Source organism: Streptomyces dioscori, from assembly GCF_003024195.1.
In the GTDB taxonomy this organism is placed as follows: domain Bacteria; phylum Actinomycetota; class Actinomycetes; order Streptomycetales; family Streptomycetaceae; genus Streptomyces; species Streptomyces dioscori.
Map to the genome: position 1 here is coordinate 666,240 of NZ_KZ679040.1, position 16,217 is coordinate 682,456.

12 protein-coding genes are annotated in these 16,217 nt (G+C 72.5%); 10 read left to right on the forward strand and 2 right to left on the reverse strand.

Annotated features, from left to right (window positions below; genetic code table 11):
• Positions 1-1,003: 1,003 nt before the first annotated feature.
• Together C6Y14_RS44910 and hemW are read left to right on the forward strand one after the other, a co-directional pair.
• Positions 1,004-2,752 carry a SpoIIE family protein phosphatase gene (locus C6Y14_RS44910; RefSeq protein ID WP_404828766.1) on the forward strand — a complete coding sequence of 583 codons (1,749 nt, stop codon included), beginning with the start codon at positions 1,004-1,006 and terminating at the stop codon, positions 2,750-2,752.
• A 96-nt stretch (positions 2,753-2,848) separates the two neighbouring features.
• Complete coding sequence (gene hemW, locus C6Y14_RS10815) at positions 2,849-4,081, forward strand: radical SAM family heme chaperone HemW (protein ID WP_199854698.1); 1,233 nt, start codon at positions 2,849-2,851, stop codon at positions 4,079-4,081.
• A gap of 210 nt (positions 4,082-4,291) precedes the next feature.
• Here hemW and C6Y14_RS10820 read toward each other — a convergent pair whose 3' ends face one another.
• Together C6Y14_RS10820 and C6Y14_RS10825 are read right to left on the reverse strand one after the other, a co-directional pair.
• The gene (locus C6Y14_RS10820) at positions 4,292-5,095 is read right to left on the reverse strand and encodes a DUF3097 domain-containing protein (RefSeq protein WP_107016315.1); all 804 of its coding nucleotides are present in this window, start codon (positions 5,093-5,095) and stop codon (positions 4,292-4,294) included.
• An 83-nt stretch (positions 5,096-5,178) separates the two neighbouring features.
• Positions 5,179-5,967, reverse strand: a complete 789-nt coding sequence (locus tag C6Y14_RS10825; protein ID WP_107016316.1) for an MBL fold metallo-hydrolase — start codon at positions 5,965-5,967, stop codon at positions 5,179-5,181.
• Between the two features lie 270 nt (positions 5,968-6,237).
• On the opposite strand from C6Y14_RS10825, the gene hrcA reads away from it, so the two are divergent.
• From hrcA to C6Y14_RS10865, 8 genes are all read left to right on the forward strand, one after another.
• The gene (hrcA, locus tag C6Y14_RS10830; protein ID WP_107016317.1) at positions 6,238-7,254 is read left to right on the forward strand and encodes a heat-inducible transcriptional repressor HrcA; all 1,017 of its coding nucleotides are present in this window, start codon (positions 6,238-6,240) and stop codon (positions 7,252-7,254) included.
• Complete coding sequence (gene dnaJ, locus C6Y14_RS10835) at positions 7,255-8,394, forward strand: molecular chaperone DnaJ (RefSeq protein WP_107016318.1); 1,140 nt, start codon at positions 7,255-7,257, stop codon at positions 8,392-8,394.
• A 109-nt stretch (positions 8,395-8,503) separates the two neighbouring features.
• The gene (locus tag C6Y14_RS10840) at positions 8,504-9,589 is read left to right on the forward strand and encodes a nitronate monooxygenase (protein ID WP_107016319.1); all 1,086 of its coding nucleotides are present in this window, start codon (positions 8,504-8,506) and stop codon (positions 9,587-9,589) included.
• Positions 9,586-10,332 carry a 16S rRNA (uracil(1498)-N(3))-methyltransferase gene (locus C6Y14_RS10845; RefSeq protein WP_107016320.1) on the forward strand — a complete coding sequence of 249 codons (747 nt, stop codon included), beginning with the start codon at positions 9,586-9,588 and terminating at the stop codon, positions 10,330-10,332. Before C6Y14_RS10840 ends, C6Y14_RS10845 begins: the two co-directional genes overlap by 4 nt.
• A gap of 486 nt (positions 10,333-10,818) precedes the next feature.
• On the forward strand, positions 10,819-11,349 hold the full coding sequence (locus C6Y14_RS10850) for a hypothetical protein (protein WP_107016321.1): 531 nt from the start codon (positions 10,819-10,821) through the stop codon (positions 11,347-11,349).
• A 79-nt stretch (positions 11,350-11,428) separates the two neighbouring features.
• Positions 11,429-14,698 (forward strand): S41 family peptidase, encoded by a 3,270-nt coding sequence (locus tag C6Y14_RS10855; RefSeq protein ID WP_107016322.1) that lies wholly within the window; start codon positions 11,429-11,431, stop codon positions 14,696-14,698.
• Positions 14,699-14,918: 220 nt separating this feature from the next.
• Positions 14,919-15,272: a histidine triad nucleotide-binding protein gene (locus tag C6Y14_RS10860; protein WP_107016323.1), complete on the forward strand. Its 354-nt coding sequence runs from the start codon at positions 14,919-14,921 to the stop codon at positions 15,270-15,272.
• A gap of 35 nt (positions 15,273-15,307) precedes the next feature.
• Positions 15,308-16,213 (forward strand): ribonuclease Z, encoded by a 906-nt coding sequence (locus tag C6Y14_RS10865; protein WP_107016324.1) that lies wholly within the window; start codon positions 15,308-15,310, stop codon positions 16,211-16,213.
• Positions 16,214-16,217 lie beyond the last annotated feature (4 nt).

Below are 16,217 nucleotides of genomic sequence, written 5' to 3' on the forward strand. Positions count from 1 at the left end.
CGTAGCCAGTCTGTCACTCTGTCTGCATCGCTTGGGGCGTAATCGTCCGAACTGCTCAGGGAGACGCACAGTGGGGGCCATTCCGACGCAACGGGAGTCAGCGTCCCGTGCTCCTGGGGCCACGGCGCGCCCGCACACGGTGGCCCGTACGTCCTTGCCGGGCAACTCCCTCGCGCCGGGCGCGGCCCGCAGGTTCGTCCGCGCGACGCTCGCCGGCTGGGCCGAACTCGGCGTGCCCGGCGCGGAGTTGGTCACGGAGCGGCTCGTCGGGGACGCGATGGTGGTCGTCAGCGAACTGGTCACGAACGCGGTGGTGCACGCCGGCACGGACGTGGAACTGCTGTGCCGCCTCGACGCCTGCACGGAGGATTGTGTGGCGCCGCTGCCCGGCACGGGTGCCGACTCGGCACCCACGCCGGCACCCACGCCGGGGGCCGTGCCGGGTCCGGCGTCGGGCCCGGCTCCGGGCAGCATGGCGGGCGCTGCGCCCGACGCCGGACCGGACGGCGGCCCCGGCACGATCCCCGGGGCCGAGTCCGGGGCCGAGCCCGGGGCTGAGCCCGGCTCCGCGTCGGGGGTTGCGCCTGGGGCTGCCGCGGGGCTTCGGCGGGCGGTGGAGTCCGGTGTCGTGCCGGATGCCGTGCCGGGCGGTGAGCCGGGTCTAGCGCCCGGCTCCGCGCCGGGTTGCGCGTCGGTCTCCGCGTCGGATCCTGCAGCGCCGATGGAGCCGGACCACGCGCCGGGGTCGTCCGCCACGGGGCTCCGGCGGCCGGCGGAGCCCGGCGTCCCGGCGGATGTCGTGCCGGGGGCTGCGGCGGGCAGCACACCGGGCTGCACGTCGGCCCTTGCGTCGGGTGTCGGGTCGGACGGTGGGCCTGGCGGGGCGCCCGGTTCCGTGCCGGGCGGTGGGTCCGGCGGGGCGCCCGGTTCCGTGCCGGACGGTGAGTCAGGCTCCGCGCCCGGCTTCGTGTCGGACGGCGGGCCCGGCTCCGCGGCCGGTCCCGTGTCGGGGGGCGCGGCGGGTGTCGGGTCGGGCAGTGGGGCGGGGCTTGCGGTGGTCTCCGGGGCGGGGCTCGCGGTGAATGGCGTGCCGAGTGCGGAGGCGGGTGTCGGCGGTGGGGCGCGGGAAACGGTGTCCCCCGCGGAGCGGCAGAGTGCCCTCGTCATAGAAGTGTCCGATCATCACCCCGAGCGGGTCGTGCGGGACGACGGTGTCGGGCGGCCGTACGACGCCGTCGAGTACGGGCGCGGGCTGCGGCTCGTGGCCGCGCTCTCCGACGCCTGGGGCATCACCTATCGCACCGGGACGAAAACCGTGTGGGCGCGGCTGCCCGCCGAGACCATTCCGACCGCCGAGGCCGCGGAGGCCTACGAGGGCGAGCACGCGCTGCGGCGCGGGCAGCGGGCCGCCGAGATCCTCGCCCCCGCACCCCGGCGCACCGTCCAGGACCAGGACTGGCTCAACCGCGGCGCCCTCTCCTTCCTCGCCGAGGCCTCCGACCTGCTCGGCGGGCAGCTCGACGAGGACCTGGTCGCCGCCCTCACCGGACAGCTGGTCGTACCGCGGCTCGCCGACTGGTGCGCGGTGTGGCTGGAGGACGAGGCGCCGGGCCGCGCCGACGGAGGCCTCGTCGGCGGACCGCGTCTCGCCCGCGTCTGGCACGGCAGCGAGAACCGTATGGAGGAGCTGCGCCGGCTCCTGGAGAAGGACCCGCCCGATCTGCCCGACTCGGCGCGCTCCGGACCCGTACCGATGCCCTGGCCCGCCGAGGCCCTCGGCGCGAAGGCGGAGGACGGATCGGCCCTCGCGTTCCGGCTGATCGCGGGCGGCAGACCGCTCGGCACCCTCGTCATCGGACGGGCCGGACAGGACCACTTCCCCGACGAGATCACCGGACTCGTCGAGGACCTCAGCCGCCGCGTCGCGCTGGCCATCGGAGCGGCCCGCCAGTACGCCCGCCAGGCCACCATCAGCCGCGTACTGCAGCGTGGCCTGCTGCCCGGCGCGGTCGCCGAGATCCCCGGGGTGCGCAGCGCGCTCGTCTACGAGCCCTGCGACAAGGGCGGACCGAGCGGCGACTTCTACGACCTCTTCCCCGCCGGCGACGGACGCTGGTGCTTCGCCCTGGGCGACGTCCAGGGCAAAGGACCCGAGGCAGCCGTCGTCATCGGCCTCGCCCGGCCCTGGCTGCGCCTGCTGGCCCGTGAGGGATACGCGGTGCCGGACGTCCTGGACCGGCTCAACCAGCTCCTCCTCGACGACGCCACCGAGACCGCGGACGCGGCGGCCCGCGCCCTGGTGGCGGACGGCGGCCGGGGTCTCGCCGACGAGGGCCCGCAGAACCGGTTTCTCTCCCTCCTCTACGGCGAGCTGGTCCCCGTCGAGGGCGGCGTGCGCTGCACCCTGGCCTCCGCCGGACACCCGCTGCCCCTGCTCCTCCAGCCCTCAGGCCAGGTCCGCGAGGTGGCCCAGCCGCAGACCCTCCTAGGGGTCTTCGAGGACGCCAACTACGGCTGCGGAACCTTCGAGCTGCGGCCCGGCGACAGCATCCTGTGCGTCACGGACGGTGTGACGGAGCGGCGCAACGGACACCGCCAGTTCGACGACGAGGACGGACTCGTCGCCGCGCTCACCGGCTGCGCGGGACTGAACGCCGACCTGATCGCCGAGCGCATCCGGCGACTGGTGCACGAGTTCGGCGGGAAGCCGCCGGAGGACGACCTGGCGCTGCTGGTGCTGCAGGCCGAGTAGGCGGCCGGGCGGCCCGGCGGGGGCCGCGCGTGTGTGCGTACGGGCACGGTCGCGCGTGAGTACGGGCACGGCCGCGCGTGCGGGACAATGGAGGACATGCCTTCCGCACTTCCCGACGGCGAGCCCGTCCCCGACGACGGGGCGCTGCCCGCGCACGCCCTGGCCGACGCGGCCGACCGCCCGCTCGGGTTCTACCTGCACGTCCCGTACTGCGCGACGCGCTGCGGCTACTGCGACTTCAACACGTACACGGCGACGGAGCTGCGCGGCTCGGGGGGAGTGCTGGCCTCCCGCGACAACTACGCCGAGACCCTGATCGACGAGGTCCGCCTCGCCCGCAAGGTCCTCGGCGACGACCCGCGGCCCGTCCGCACGGTCTTCGTCGGCGGCGGTACGCCCACACTGCTGGCCGCCGACGATCTCGTACGGATGCTGGGGGCCGTCCGGGACGAGTTCGGGCTCGCGGACGACGCGGAGATCACCACGGAGGCGAATCCGGAATCGGTGGACCCGGCGTACCTGGCCACGCTCCGGGCCGGCGGGTTCAACCGGATCTCCTTCGGCATGCAGAGCGCGCGGCAGCACGTGCTGCAGATCCTCGACCGCAGCCACACCCCCGGCCGGCCCGAGGCCTGCGTCGCCGAGGCCCGCGCGGCCGGCTTCGACCATGTGAACCTCGACCTCATCTACGGCACCCCCGGGGAGAGCGACGACGACTGGCGGGCCTCGCTCGACGCGGCGATCGGCGCCGGGCCCGACCACGTGTCGGCGTACGCGCTGATCGTCGAGGAGGGCACGCAGCTCGCCCGGCGCATCCGGCGCGGGGAGGTGCCGATGACCGACGACGACGTCCACGCGGACCGCTATCTGATGGCCGAGGATCGACTGTCGCAGGCGGGGTTCTCCTGGTACGAGGTCTCCAACTGGGCCACCTCGGAAGCCGGGCGGTGCCTCCACAACGAGCTGTACTGGCGCGGGGCCGACTGGTGGGGAGCCGGGCCCGGGGCACACAGCCATGTGGGCGGGGTGCGGTGGTGGAACGTCAAGCATCCTGGCGCGTACGCGGGGGCGTTGGCGGGTGGGCGGTCGCCCGGGGCCGGTCGTGAGCTGCTCTCGGACGAGGACCGGCGGGTCGAGCGGATCCTGCTGGAGCTGCGGCTGGCGGACGGGTGTCCGTTGTCGCTGCTGCGGGCTGATGGGCTCGCGGCGGCTTCGCGTGCGCTGGCGGGGGGGCTGCTTCAGGCCGGGCCGTACGGGGAGGGGCGGGCGGTGCTCACCCTCCGGGGGCGGTTGCTGGCGGATGGGGTGGTCCGGGACCTGGTGGACTGACCAGGGACGTTTTCCCGCCCCCGCCGCCCCTACCCTTCCCGTCACTGCATGGGGGCTGCGCCCCCTCGCCCCCTATCGCGCTGCGCGCTCGTCCTCAAACGCCGGACGGGCTAGGAGATAGCCTCTCCGGCGTTTGAGGAGCGGGGGTTCGGGGGCAGAGCCCCCGAGGCAGGTACGGGAACGGGTAGGGGCGGCGGGGGCGGAAGAAAGTCACTCCGGGGCCGTGACGAAGTCGATCAGTTCTTCCACTCGGCCCAGGAGTTCCGGCTGGAGGTCGCGGTACGAGTGGACCGAGTCGAGGATCCGCTGCCACGCAGCCCCCGTGTTCTCCGGCCAGCCGAGCGATCGGCAGACCCCCGTCTTCCAGTCCTGCCCGCGCGGCACACGCGGCCAGCCGGGAATGCCCACGGACGACGGCTTCACGGCCTCCCAGACGTCGATGTACGGGTGGCCCACCACCAGCGCGTACTCGCTCGTCACGGCCTCCGCGATACGCGACTCCTTCGTGCCGGGCACCAGGTGGTCCACCAGCACCCCGAGCCGCGCGTCGGGCCCGGGGCCGAACTCGTCGACGATGGCGGGCAGATCGTCGATGCCCTCCAGGTACTCGACGACGACACCCTCGATGCGCAGGTCGTCGCCCCACACCCGCTCCACGAGTTCGGCGTCGTGGCGGCCCTCGACGTAGATGCGGCCCGCACGGGCCACCCGGGCCCGCGCCCCGGGCACGGCGACGGACCCCGACGCGGTGCGCGTGGGGCGTACCGGCCCGGCGGACGGGCGTACGAGGGTCACCACACGCCCCTCCAGGAGGAAGCCGCGCGGTTCCAGCGGGAACACCCGGTGCTTGCCGAAGCGGTCCTCCAGCGTGACCGTCCCCGCCTCGCAGCGGATCACGGCACCGCAGAACCCGGTGCCGGGTTCCTCGACCACGAGCCCCGGCTCCGCCGCGACCTCGGGTACGGGCTTGGGCTTCTTCCACGGAGGGGTCAGATCCGCTGAGTACTGGCGCATTCGGATGACGATAGGAGAAGCCCGGCCCCGGCAGGTACACCGACACCCCGGAGCGGCGCTCACGGCAGGACTCACGGCACGACTCACGACACGTCGAAACGCCGTGCCAGCTCCTCCCGTTGGGCCCGTACGAACGCCGCGTCCACCACCGCCCCGTGGCCGGGCACGTAGAGCGCGTCCTCGCCCCCGAGGGCCAGCAGGCGGTCCAGTGCGGCGGGCCAGTGCGAGGGCACGGCGTCCGGTCCGGCCTGGGGTTCGCCGGATTCCTCGACCAGGTCGCCGCAGAAGACGATCTCGCGGGAGCCGGGGCCGGTCCCGGCGACCAGGACCGCCAGGTCGTGGCCGGTGTGGCCCGGACCCACGTTCGCCAGCAGGACCCGCAGGCCGCCGCCCAGGTCGAGCGTCCACTCGCCGGAGACGAGATGCCGGGGCCGCACCAGGAGATCCGCCGCCTCGGCCGCCTCATCGGGATCGGCGCCGTTGCGCACGGCGTCCGCGAGCAGTTCCTCCCGGCCCTCGCCGAGCACCCTCCCCCAGTCTCGGCTTCGCTCGACCGGGGGGACCCCCACGGCGCCCGCCGCCGCGAACACCTCGGCCCCCGCGAACGCCGCCGCCCCGAAGACATGGTCGAAGTGCGGATGCGTGAGCGCGAGGTGCGTGACGCGCCCGCCCCCGAGCAACCGGCGCGCCCGCGTGCGCAGCCACGCGCCCTCCCGCACGCTCGACCCGGCGTCGATCATGAGCGCCGCGTTCTCGCCGGCCACGAGCCCGGCCGTGCAGTCCCACCCCGGGAGCCGGCAACGCCCCGCGTACGGGGACAGTTCCTCCCAGCCGGACCCGTCGCCCCCGGACCCTTCCCATGTCACGTTCATGCGCCGACGCTAACCCTGTCGGCAACGCTGTCGGCCGCGCCTGCATGTTCCCGACAGAGCGGGACACCCTCGTACACGTCGCCTGTCCGATGTGCCCGGCGTCACGACATCGCAGGCCCGCCCTTGCCCGGCCCGTACCCAGCGGCCGTACACTTGGCGCGGGGATGCTGGCACTCGCGCACGCTGAGTGCCAGGCGAGGCCACCGAAGACGACCGATGACGACCGATGACGACCGATGACCGCGCGGAAGACCACGGGAGGTGTGCGCGATGCTCAGTGAACGCAGGCTCGAAGTGCTGCGCGCCATCGTCCAGGACTACGTGGGCACGGAGGAGCCGGTCGGCTCCAAGGCGCTCACGGAGCGCCACCGGCTGGGGGTGTCGCCGGCGACCGTCCGCAACGACATGGCGGTCCTGGAGGACGAGGGGTACATCGCGCAGCCGCACACCAGTGCGGGGCGCATCCCCACGGACAAGGGCTACCGCCTCTTCGTCGACAAGCTCGCGGGCGTCAAGCCGATGACCGCGCCGGAGCGGCGGGCGATCCATCACTTCCTGGACGGTGCCGTCGACCTCGACGACGTCGTGGGGCGGACCGTGCGGCTCCTCGCACAGCTCACCCGGCAGGTGGCCGTCGTCCAGTACCCCTCACTGACCCGCTCGACCGTGCGTCATGTGGAGCTCCTCGCGCTGGCCCCGGCCCGCGTGATGCTCGTACTGATCACGGACACCGGGCGGGTCGAGCAGCGCATGGTGGACTGTCCGGCCCCCTTCGGGGAGGTCTCCGTGGCAGATCTGCGCGCGCGGCTCAACAGCCGGATCACGGGGCGCCGTTTCGCGGATGTCCCCCAACTGGTGCAGGATCTCCCCGACGCCTTCGAGTCGGAGGACCGGGGGACGGTCACGACCGTGCTCTCCACCCTCCTGGAGACTCTTGTCGAGGAGACCGAGGAGCGGCTGATGATCGGCGGCACCGCCAATCTGACGCGCTTCGGACATGATTTTCCCCTCATGATCCGTCCGGTGCTCGAAGCGTTGGAGGAGCAGGTCGTGCTCCTCAAACTGCTGGGCGAGGTCAACGATTCGGGCATGGCCGTACGGATCGGTCACGAGAACGCCCATGAGGGACTCAACTCCACTTCTGTGGTCTCGGTCGGCTACGGTTCGGGCGGCGAAGCAGTCGCCAAACTCGGCGTGGTCGGACCGACGCGCATGGATTACCCCGGAACGATGGGAGCGGTACGAGCGGTGGCACGGTACGTAGGACAGATCCTGGCGGAGTCGTAAGTGGCCACGGACTACTACGCCGTACTCGGCGTGCGCCGCGACGCGTCCCAGGACGAGATCAAGAAGGCATTCCGGCGGCTCGCCCGCGAGCTGCACCCGGACGTCAATCCCGATCCGAAGACACAAGAGCGCTTCAAGGAGATCAACGCCGCGTACGAGGTGTTGTCGGACCCGCAGAAGAAGCAGGTCTACGACCTCGGCGGCGACCCGCTGTCCCAGGCGGGCGGCGGTGGCGCGGGCGGCTTCGGAGCCGGCGGCTTCGGCAACTTCTCGGACATCATGGACGCGTTCTTCGGCACGGCGTCGCAGCGTGGCCCCCGGTCGCGCACGCGGCGCGGCCAGGACGCGATGATCCGGCTGGAGATAGAGCTCGACGAGGCGGCCTTCGGTACGACGAAGGACATCCAGGTCGACACGGCCGTCGTCTGCACCACCTGCAGCGGTGAGGGCGCGGCCCCCGGCACGTCCGCGCAGACCTGTGACATGTGCCGCGGTCGCGGCGAGGTGTCCCAGGTCACGCGGTCCTTCCTGGGCCAGGTCATGACGTCCCGGCCGTGTCCGCAGTGCCAGGGCTTCGGGACGGTCGTCCCGACACCGTGCCCCGAGTGCGCGGGCGACGGACGGGTCCGCTCGCGCCGGACCCTGACCGTGAAGATCCCCGCCGGTGTCGACAACGGCACCCGGATCCAGCTCGCGGGCGAGGGCGAGGTCGGCCCCGGCGGCGGCCCCGCAGGCGACCTGTACGTGGAGATCCACGAGCTGCCGCACAACATGTTCCAGCGGCGCGGCGACGATCTGCACTGCACGGTCACCATCCCGATGACCGCGGCGGCACTCGGCACCAAGGTCCCGCTGGAGACGCTCGACGGGCTCGAAGAGGTCGACATCCGCCCCGGGACGCAGTCCGGGCAGTCGATCCCCAAGCACGGACGCGGCATCACGCATCTGCGGGGCGGCGGGCGAGGCGACCTCATCGTGCACGTCGAGGTCATGACGCCCACCAAGCTCGACCCCGAGATGGAGCGGGTCCTGCGGGAGCTCGCCCAGATGCGCGGCGAGGAGCGGCCCACCGGGCAGTTCCAGCCCGGTCAGCAGGGCTTGTTCTCCCGGCTGAAGGACGCCTTCAACGGCCGTACCTGACGGGGGAACCGCAGGTGACCGCCGGGCGCGCCGCAGGATGATTCCTGTGGCTTATGCCCGGCGGACGGCCGGATTCGGACTTGTACGGAGGACGTGACAACATGCCGTCATGTCCTCCGAGCTGACCGATCTTTTCCCCCTCCCGATCGTGCAGGCCCCGATGGCGGGCGGCGTCTCCGTGCCGCAGCTCGCCGCGGCCGTGTCCGAGGCCGGGGGGCTCGGTTTTCTCGCCGCCGGCTACAAGACGGCCGACGGCATGTACCAGGACATCAAGCAGCTGCGCGGGGCCACCAGCAGGCCGTTCGGCGTGAACCTCTTCATGCCGCAGCCCGAGCACGCCGACCGGTCGGCCGTCGAGGTGTACGCCCACCAGCTCGCCGGTGAGTCCTCCTGGTACGAGACCGAACTGGGCGACCCCGACAGCGGACGCGACGACGGCTACGACGCCAAGCTCGCCGTCCTCCTCGACAACCCGGTGCCGGTCGTCTCCTTCCACTTCGGCTGCCCCACCCGCGACGTCCTGGACTCCCTCAGCCGGGCCGGCACGCTGACCATGGTCACCGCGACCACCGCCGAGGAGGCGCAAGCCGTCCAGTGGGCGGGCGCCGACGCGGTCATCGTGCAGGGCGTCGAGGCCGGCGGCCACCAGGGCACCCACCGCGACAACCCGGAGACGGACGGCTCCGGCATCGGACTGCTGTCGCTCGTCGCGCTGGTCCGCGAGACCGTACAGATCCCGATCATCGCGGCCGGCGGCATCATGCGCGGCAGCCAGATCGCCGCGGCACTGGCCGCCGGCGCGAGCGCCGCCCAGCTCGGCACCGCCTTCCTCGCCACCCCCGAGTCCGGCGCCAACGCCCTGCACAAGCAGGCGCTGACCAACCCCCTCTTCGTCCGTACGCAGCTCACGCGGGCGTTCTCCGGCAGGCCCGCGCGCGGGCTGATGAACCGCTTCATGCGCGAACACGGGCCTTACGCGCCCGCCGCCTACCCCGAGGTCCACCACCTCACCTCCGCGCTGCGCAAGGCCGCCGCCAAAGCGGGGGACGCGCAGGGCATGGCGCTGTGGGCGGGACAGGGACACCGGCTCGCCCGCGAACTGCCCGCCGGACAGCTGGTCGAGGTGCTCGCCGCCGAACTCGACGCCGCCAGGACAGCGTTGTCGGCCGAGCAGGGCGGGGGCGTCGGGCGATGACCGCGCCGGTGTTCGTGGTCGACGAGGTGCCCGGCGGGCCGCAGTTCGTGCTCGACGGGCCCGAGGGGCGGCACGCGGTGTCCGTGAAACGGCTGCACACCGGTGAGGACGTCGTCCTCACCGACGGGCGGGGCCGCTGGGCCGAGGGCGTCGTCATGACGGCCGAGGGCAAGGACCGGCTCGTCGTGGCGGACCTCCACGTCGTGCACGAGGAGCCGCCGCCCGCGCCCCGTATCACCGTCGTGCAGGCACTGCCCAAGGGCGACCGCGGTGAACTCGCCGTCGAGACCATGTCGGAGACCGGCGTCGACGCGATCGTCCCCTGGGCGGCGTCGCGGTGCATCACGCAGTGGAAGGGCGAGCGAGGGCTCAAGGCGCTGGCGAAGTGGCGGGCCACCGCGCGTGAAGCGGGCAAGCAGTCGCGGCGCGTGCGGTTCGCGGAGGTCGCGGACGCGATGACGACGAAACAGGTTGCTGCGTTTCTCGCCGAAGCGTCGTTCGCTGCGGTTCTGCATGAGGACCGGCTGTACCCGGGGTCGCCGCTCGCGACGGTCGAACTCCCTGCCGAGGGAGAGATCGTGCTGGTCGTCGGGCCCGAAGGGGGCGTGTCCCCGGAGGAGTTGGCGATGTTCACCGGGGCCGGGGCGAAGGTCTGCCGCCTGGGGCGCAGTGTGTTGCGGACGTCCACGGCGGGGACCGCGGCGGGGGCGCTGCTGCTGGGCCGGACGGGGCGCTGGTCGTAGCACCGCCGCTTCGTCTGCGGGCCCGACGGGTGCGACCGTCCAGGACTGCGCAGTTCCCCGCGCCCCTGGGGGGGGCTTGGCCCGTCAGGTGTTTGTGGCGCGGGCGGTTGGGGGTGGGCGTACAGGATTGCGCAGTTCCCCGCGCCCCTGGAGGGGGGCTGACCGTCTGGTGTTTGTGGTGCGGGGAGTGGGGGTCGGCCTACAGGATTGCGCAGTTCCCCGCGCCCCCAGGCACCTGGGGGCGCGGGGAACTGCGCAATCCTGTACGCCCACCGGCCCGTAGCCGACAGCGAGCGGTCAGTTCGGGTTTTTAGGGGCGCGGGGAACTGCGCAATCGTTGGGGCCCGCCCCATTGGACCCGCAGACGAAGTTCTTGAGCCTGTCCGGCGTTTGAGGACAAGGGGGTTCGGGGGCAGACACCCGGGAGGGTGAGCGTGGCTGCATGGGGTCTACCGCGCGCGGTCGAGCAGTGGCACGCTGCCGTGCATGGGGGCACTGAGGCGTATACGGCACCGCGGCCCGGCGATCACCCTGGCCGCCGTCTCGGCCGTGTTCGCGCTGGTCGCGTGTGAACCGGGCGACGGCCTGAACACCGCGGCCGTCGCGATCACCACCGACCAGAAGGGCACGAGCGAGCTGGAGAAGCGGGGCGTCGACGTGCAGTGGCTCACCTGCACCGCCTCGTACGGCGAGAAGAACGAACCCTCGCCCTCGGCGAGCGTCCACAGCGTGGCGTCCGTCGACTGCACGGGCGAGACCAAGGACGGCCAGGACATCAGCATCAAGGGCCAGGTGACCCAGGAGGTCGACGGCACCTGCGTACGTGGCGATCTCACCGCCACGGTGGGAGGCAAGGAGGTGTTCCGGCTGAACGTCCTCGGCAACTGCCAGGCGAACACGCCACCCGCCGACAACCCGACGACCCCGCCGCCCGACCAGCCGGGGGCGACCGTCACCGTCACCCGCACCGTGACCGTGTATCCGAACCCGAGTTGCTCCTGCATCTCGGGAAAGTGATCAATGCGACGAAGCGGCCGGCCCGGTGAAGTGATCGAAAGCTCTGGTCGCGGCTGGGACGGCTGCATAGGGTGATCGGGTGACACAGCCTGCATCTGCCGCATCCGCATCCGCCGCATCCGCCGCGACCTCCGCGTATCTCCGGTATCCGCACCTGCACGGTGAGTTGATCACCTTCACCGCCGAGGACGACGTCTGGGTGGCGCCGCTCGACGGCGGCCGCGCCTGGCGGGTGAGTGCCGACAACGTTCCCGTGAACCATCCACGGATCTCCCCGGACGGCACGACCGTCGCCTGGACCTCGACCAGCGACGGCGCCCCCGAGGTGCACATCGCCCCGGTCGACGGCGGCCCCGTCAAACGCCTGACGTACTGGGGCAGTTGGAAGACCCAGGTGCGTGGCTGGACCCCCGAGGGGGAGGTGCTCGCGCTCAGCACGCAGGGCCAGGCCAGCCTGCGCCGCAGCTGGGCCCGCGCGATCCCGCTCGACGGCGGACCCGCCACCACTCTCCCGTACGGGCCCGTAGGCGATGTGGCCCAAGGGCCCGGCGGCACCGTTCTGCTGTCCGCGCCGATGGGCCGCGAGGCCGCCTGGTGGAAGCGCTACCGGGGCGGTACCGCGGGCAAGTTGTGGATCGACCGGGAGGGGAAGGGCGAGGGGGAGCGCGGCGAGTTCGTACGGCTGCACGCCGATCTCGACGGGAATCTCGAATATCCGTCGTGGGTCGGGGAACGGGTCGTCTTCCTCTCCGACCACGAAGGCGTGGGAGCCGTGTACTCGTCCCTCGCCGACGGGTCGGACCTGCGACGGCACACCGGCATCGAGGGCTTCTACGCCCGGCACGCCTCCACCGACGGGACCCGCGTCGTGTACGCGTCCGCCGGCGAGCTGTGGATCCTCGACGACCTCGACGGGGCCGAGCCGCGCCGGCTCGACATCCGGCTCGGCGGCCAGCGCGTCGATCTGCAGCCGCACCCCGTGAACGCCTCCCGCTGGTTCGGCGCCGCCGCCCCCGACCACACCGGACGCGGCAGCGCGGTCGCCGTACGCGGAGCCGTCCACTGGGTCACCCACCGCTCGGGGCCCGCCCGCGCGCTCGCCGCCGAACAGGGCGTACGGGCCAGGCTGCCCCGCACCTTCCGCGCCGACGGCGAGGAGCACGTGGTGTGGGCGACCGACGCGGAGGGCGACGACGCGCTGGAGTTCGCCCCGGCGACCGGCGTGGCACCCGGCGCGACCCCGCGCAGGCTCGCCGCCGGACAGCTCGGCCGCGTCCTCGGACTCGCGATGGCACCCGACGGCAGCCGGGCCGCGGTCGCCTCGCACGACGGACGCGTCCTGCTCGTCGAGCGCGAGACCGGCGAGGTCCGGGAGGTCGACCGCAGCGAGGACGGCGAGGTCTCCGGGCTCGTCTTCTCACCCGACTCGGCCTGGCTGGCCTGGTCGCACCCCGGCCCGCGCCCGCTGCGCCAGCTCAAGCTCGCCAACACCGCCGACCTGTCGGTGACCGAGGCGACACCGCTGCGATTCCGCGACTACGCGCCCGCGTTCACCCTCGACGGGAAACATCTGGCGTTCCTGTCCGCACGGTCCTTCGACCCCGTCTACGACGAGCACGTCTTCGACCTCGCCTTCGTCGGAGGCTCCCGGCCGCATCTCATCACCCTCGCCGCCACCACCCCCTCGCCCTTCGGACCGCAGCGGCACGGGCGGCCCTTCGAGGCACCCGACAAGGACGAGACCCCCGACAGCGAGGGCTCACCGGCCACCCGGATCGACCTCGAAGGGCTCGGCGACCGCATCGTGCCGTTCCCCGTGGAGGCCGCGCGTTACACGAGTCTGCGCGCCGCCAAGGACGGACTGCTGTGGCTGCGGCACCCCGTGCGCGGTGTGCTGGGCGCCTCCCGCGCCACCCCCGACGACCCGGACCCCAAGACCGACCTGGAACGCTACGACCTGGCCCAGCAGCGCATCGAGCACCTCGCCTCGGACGCCGACGGCTTCATGGTCACCGGTGACGGCAAGCGGATCCTGCTGTGGACCGACGGCAAGCTGAAGGTCGTACCGAGCGACCGGCGCGCCTCGAACGACGACGAGAGCGACACCAACATCACCGTCGACCTGTCGCGGATCCGCCAGAACGTCGACCCGGCCGCCGAGTGGCGCCAGATGTACGACGAGACCGGCCGCCTCATGCGCGACAACTTCTGGCGTCCCGACCTGGGCGGGGTCGACTGGGACGGCGTACTGGACCGCTACCGGCCCGTCCTCGCACGGGTCGCCACCCACGACGACCTGGTCGACCTCCTCTGGGAGGTACAGGGCGAACTCGGCACCTCGCACGCGTACGTCATGCCGCGCGGCGGATACGGGCACGGGGAACGGCAGGGGCTGCTCGGCGCCGACATCACCCGCCACGAGGACGGCCCGCAGGGGGCGCCCCTGTGGCGTATCGACCGCATCCTGCCGTCGGAGACCTCCGACCCCGACGCGCAGTCGCCGCTCGCCGCACCCGGGGTCGCGGTCCGCGCGGGCGACGCGATCGTGGCCGTCTCCGGACAGCCCGTCGACCCGGTCGCGGGACCCTGGCCGCTGCTCGTCGGCACGGCGGGCAAGCCGGTGGAACTGACCGTCTCCCCGGCGGGCGGCGGCGATCCGCGGCACGCGGTGGTCGTGCCGATCTCCGACGAGGAGCCGCTGCGCTACCACGCGTGGGTGGCCGACCGGCGTGCCTATGTCCACGAGAAGTCCGGCGGACGGCTCGGGTATCTGCACGTGCCCGACATGCAGGCGCCCGGCTGGGCGCAGATCCACCGCGATCTGCGGATCGAGGTGGCGCGGGAAGGGCTGGTCGTGGACGTCCGCGAGAACCGCGGCGGGCACACCTCGCAGCTCGTCATCGAGAAGCTCGCCCGGCGGATCGTCGGGTGGGACCTCGCGCGCGGGATGCGGGCGACGAGTTACCCCGAGGACGCGCCTCGCGGGCCCGTCGTCGCCGTGGCCAACGAGTTCTCCGGGTCGGACGGGGACATCGTGAACGCGGCGATCAAGGCCCTTGGGATCGGGCCCGTCGTCGGTACGCGTACGTGGGGCGGGGTCGTCGGGATCGACAGCCGGTACCGGCTGGTCGACGGGACGCTCGTCACTCAGCCCAAGTACGCGTTCTGGCTTGAGGGGTATGAGTGGGGGGTGGAGAACCATGGGGTCGACCCTGACGTCGAGGTTGTCCAGGCTCCTCAGGATTATGCCGCCGGGCGTGATGCTCAGCTTGACGAGGCTGTCCGGATCGCGCTGGCGGCGCTCGCGGACAACCCGTCGAAGGTGGCTCCGGAGTTGCCGGGGGCGTGACGGGTGGTTCGTCGGGTGCGGGTGCGTGGGGGCTGGTCGCGCAGTTCCCCGCGCCCCTAAAGGGGCTGCGCCCCTAAAGGGGCTGCGCCCCTAAAGGGGCTGCGCCCCTCCGAGGACAAAAGATTGCGCCGTTCCCCGCGCCCCTGACGGGGCGCTCCCTACGGGGCTGCCCCTCGGTACCATGCCCGGGCATCGATCAACTCACCGAGGAGGCCGCGTCATGGCAGGGGAATCGCAGGACGAGTGTCTGTTCTGCAAGATTGTCGCGGGGAAGATTCCGGCGACCGTCGTCCGTGAGACCGATACGACCTTCGCCTTCCGGGACATAAATCCGCAGGCGCCCACCCACATCCTGGTGATCCCCAAGGTCCATCACCCGGACGCCGCCTCCCTCGCCGTCGCCGAACCGGCGATCCTCGCCGACGTCGTGCGCGAGGCCGGTGAGGTCGCCGCCGAGGAGAAGCTCGACAGCTACCGTCTCGTCTTCAACACGGGGAGCGGAGCCGGGCAGACCGTCTTCCACGCGCACGCCCATGTACTGGGCGGCCGTGGTCTGCAGTGGCCCCCCGGATAGCGAGAACCGGACAGCGAGAAACTGGACAACCTGACGTGTCCGTACGTGAATTGGTGGTCCTCGGGACCGCCAGCCAGGTTCCCACCCGGCACCGCAACCACAACGGCTATCTGCTGCGCTGGGACGGCGAGGGCATCCTCTTCGATCCCGGCGAGGGCACGCAGCGGCAGATGCTGCGGGCCGGGGTGGCCGCGCACGACCTGCACCGGATCTGCGTCACGCACTTCCACGGCGACCACTCGCTGGGCCTGGCCGGGGTGATCCAGCGGATCAACCTCGACCGGGTGCCGCACGGGATCAGCGCGCACTACCCGCGCTCCGGGCAGAAGTTCTTCGACCGGCTGCGGTACGCGACCGCCTACCGCGAGACGGTCGCGCTCACCGAGGCCCCGGTGGACGCCGACGGGGTGCTCTCGGCGACGAAGGCGTACACGCTGGAGGCGCGGAAGCTGTCGCATCCCGTCGAGTCGTACGGGTACCGGCTCGTCGAGCCCGACGGGCGGCGGATGCTGGGCGACCGGCTCGCCGCGCACGGGATCAAGGGCCCGGACGTGGGGCGGATCCAGCGGGAGGGTGTCCTGGGGGACGTTCTGCTCGACGACGTCAGCGAGGAGCGGCGCGGGCAGCGGTTCGCGTTCGTCATGGACACCCGGCTGTGCGACGGGGTGTACGCGCTCGCCGAGGGCTGCGACCTGCTCGTCATCGAGTCGACGTTCCTGGACGAGGACGTGCGGCTCGCCGTCGATCACGGGCATCTGACCGCCGGGCAGGCGGCCACCGTCGCGCGGGACGCCGGCGTACGGCATCTGGTGCTGACGCACTTCAGCCAGCGGTACTCCGATCCGGAGGAGTTCGAGCGGCAGGCGCGGGCCGCCGGGTTCGAGGGGGAGCTGACCGTGGCGCACGATCTGCAGAGGGTGCCGGTTCCGAAGCGTCGGTGAAACA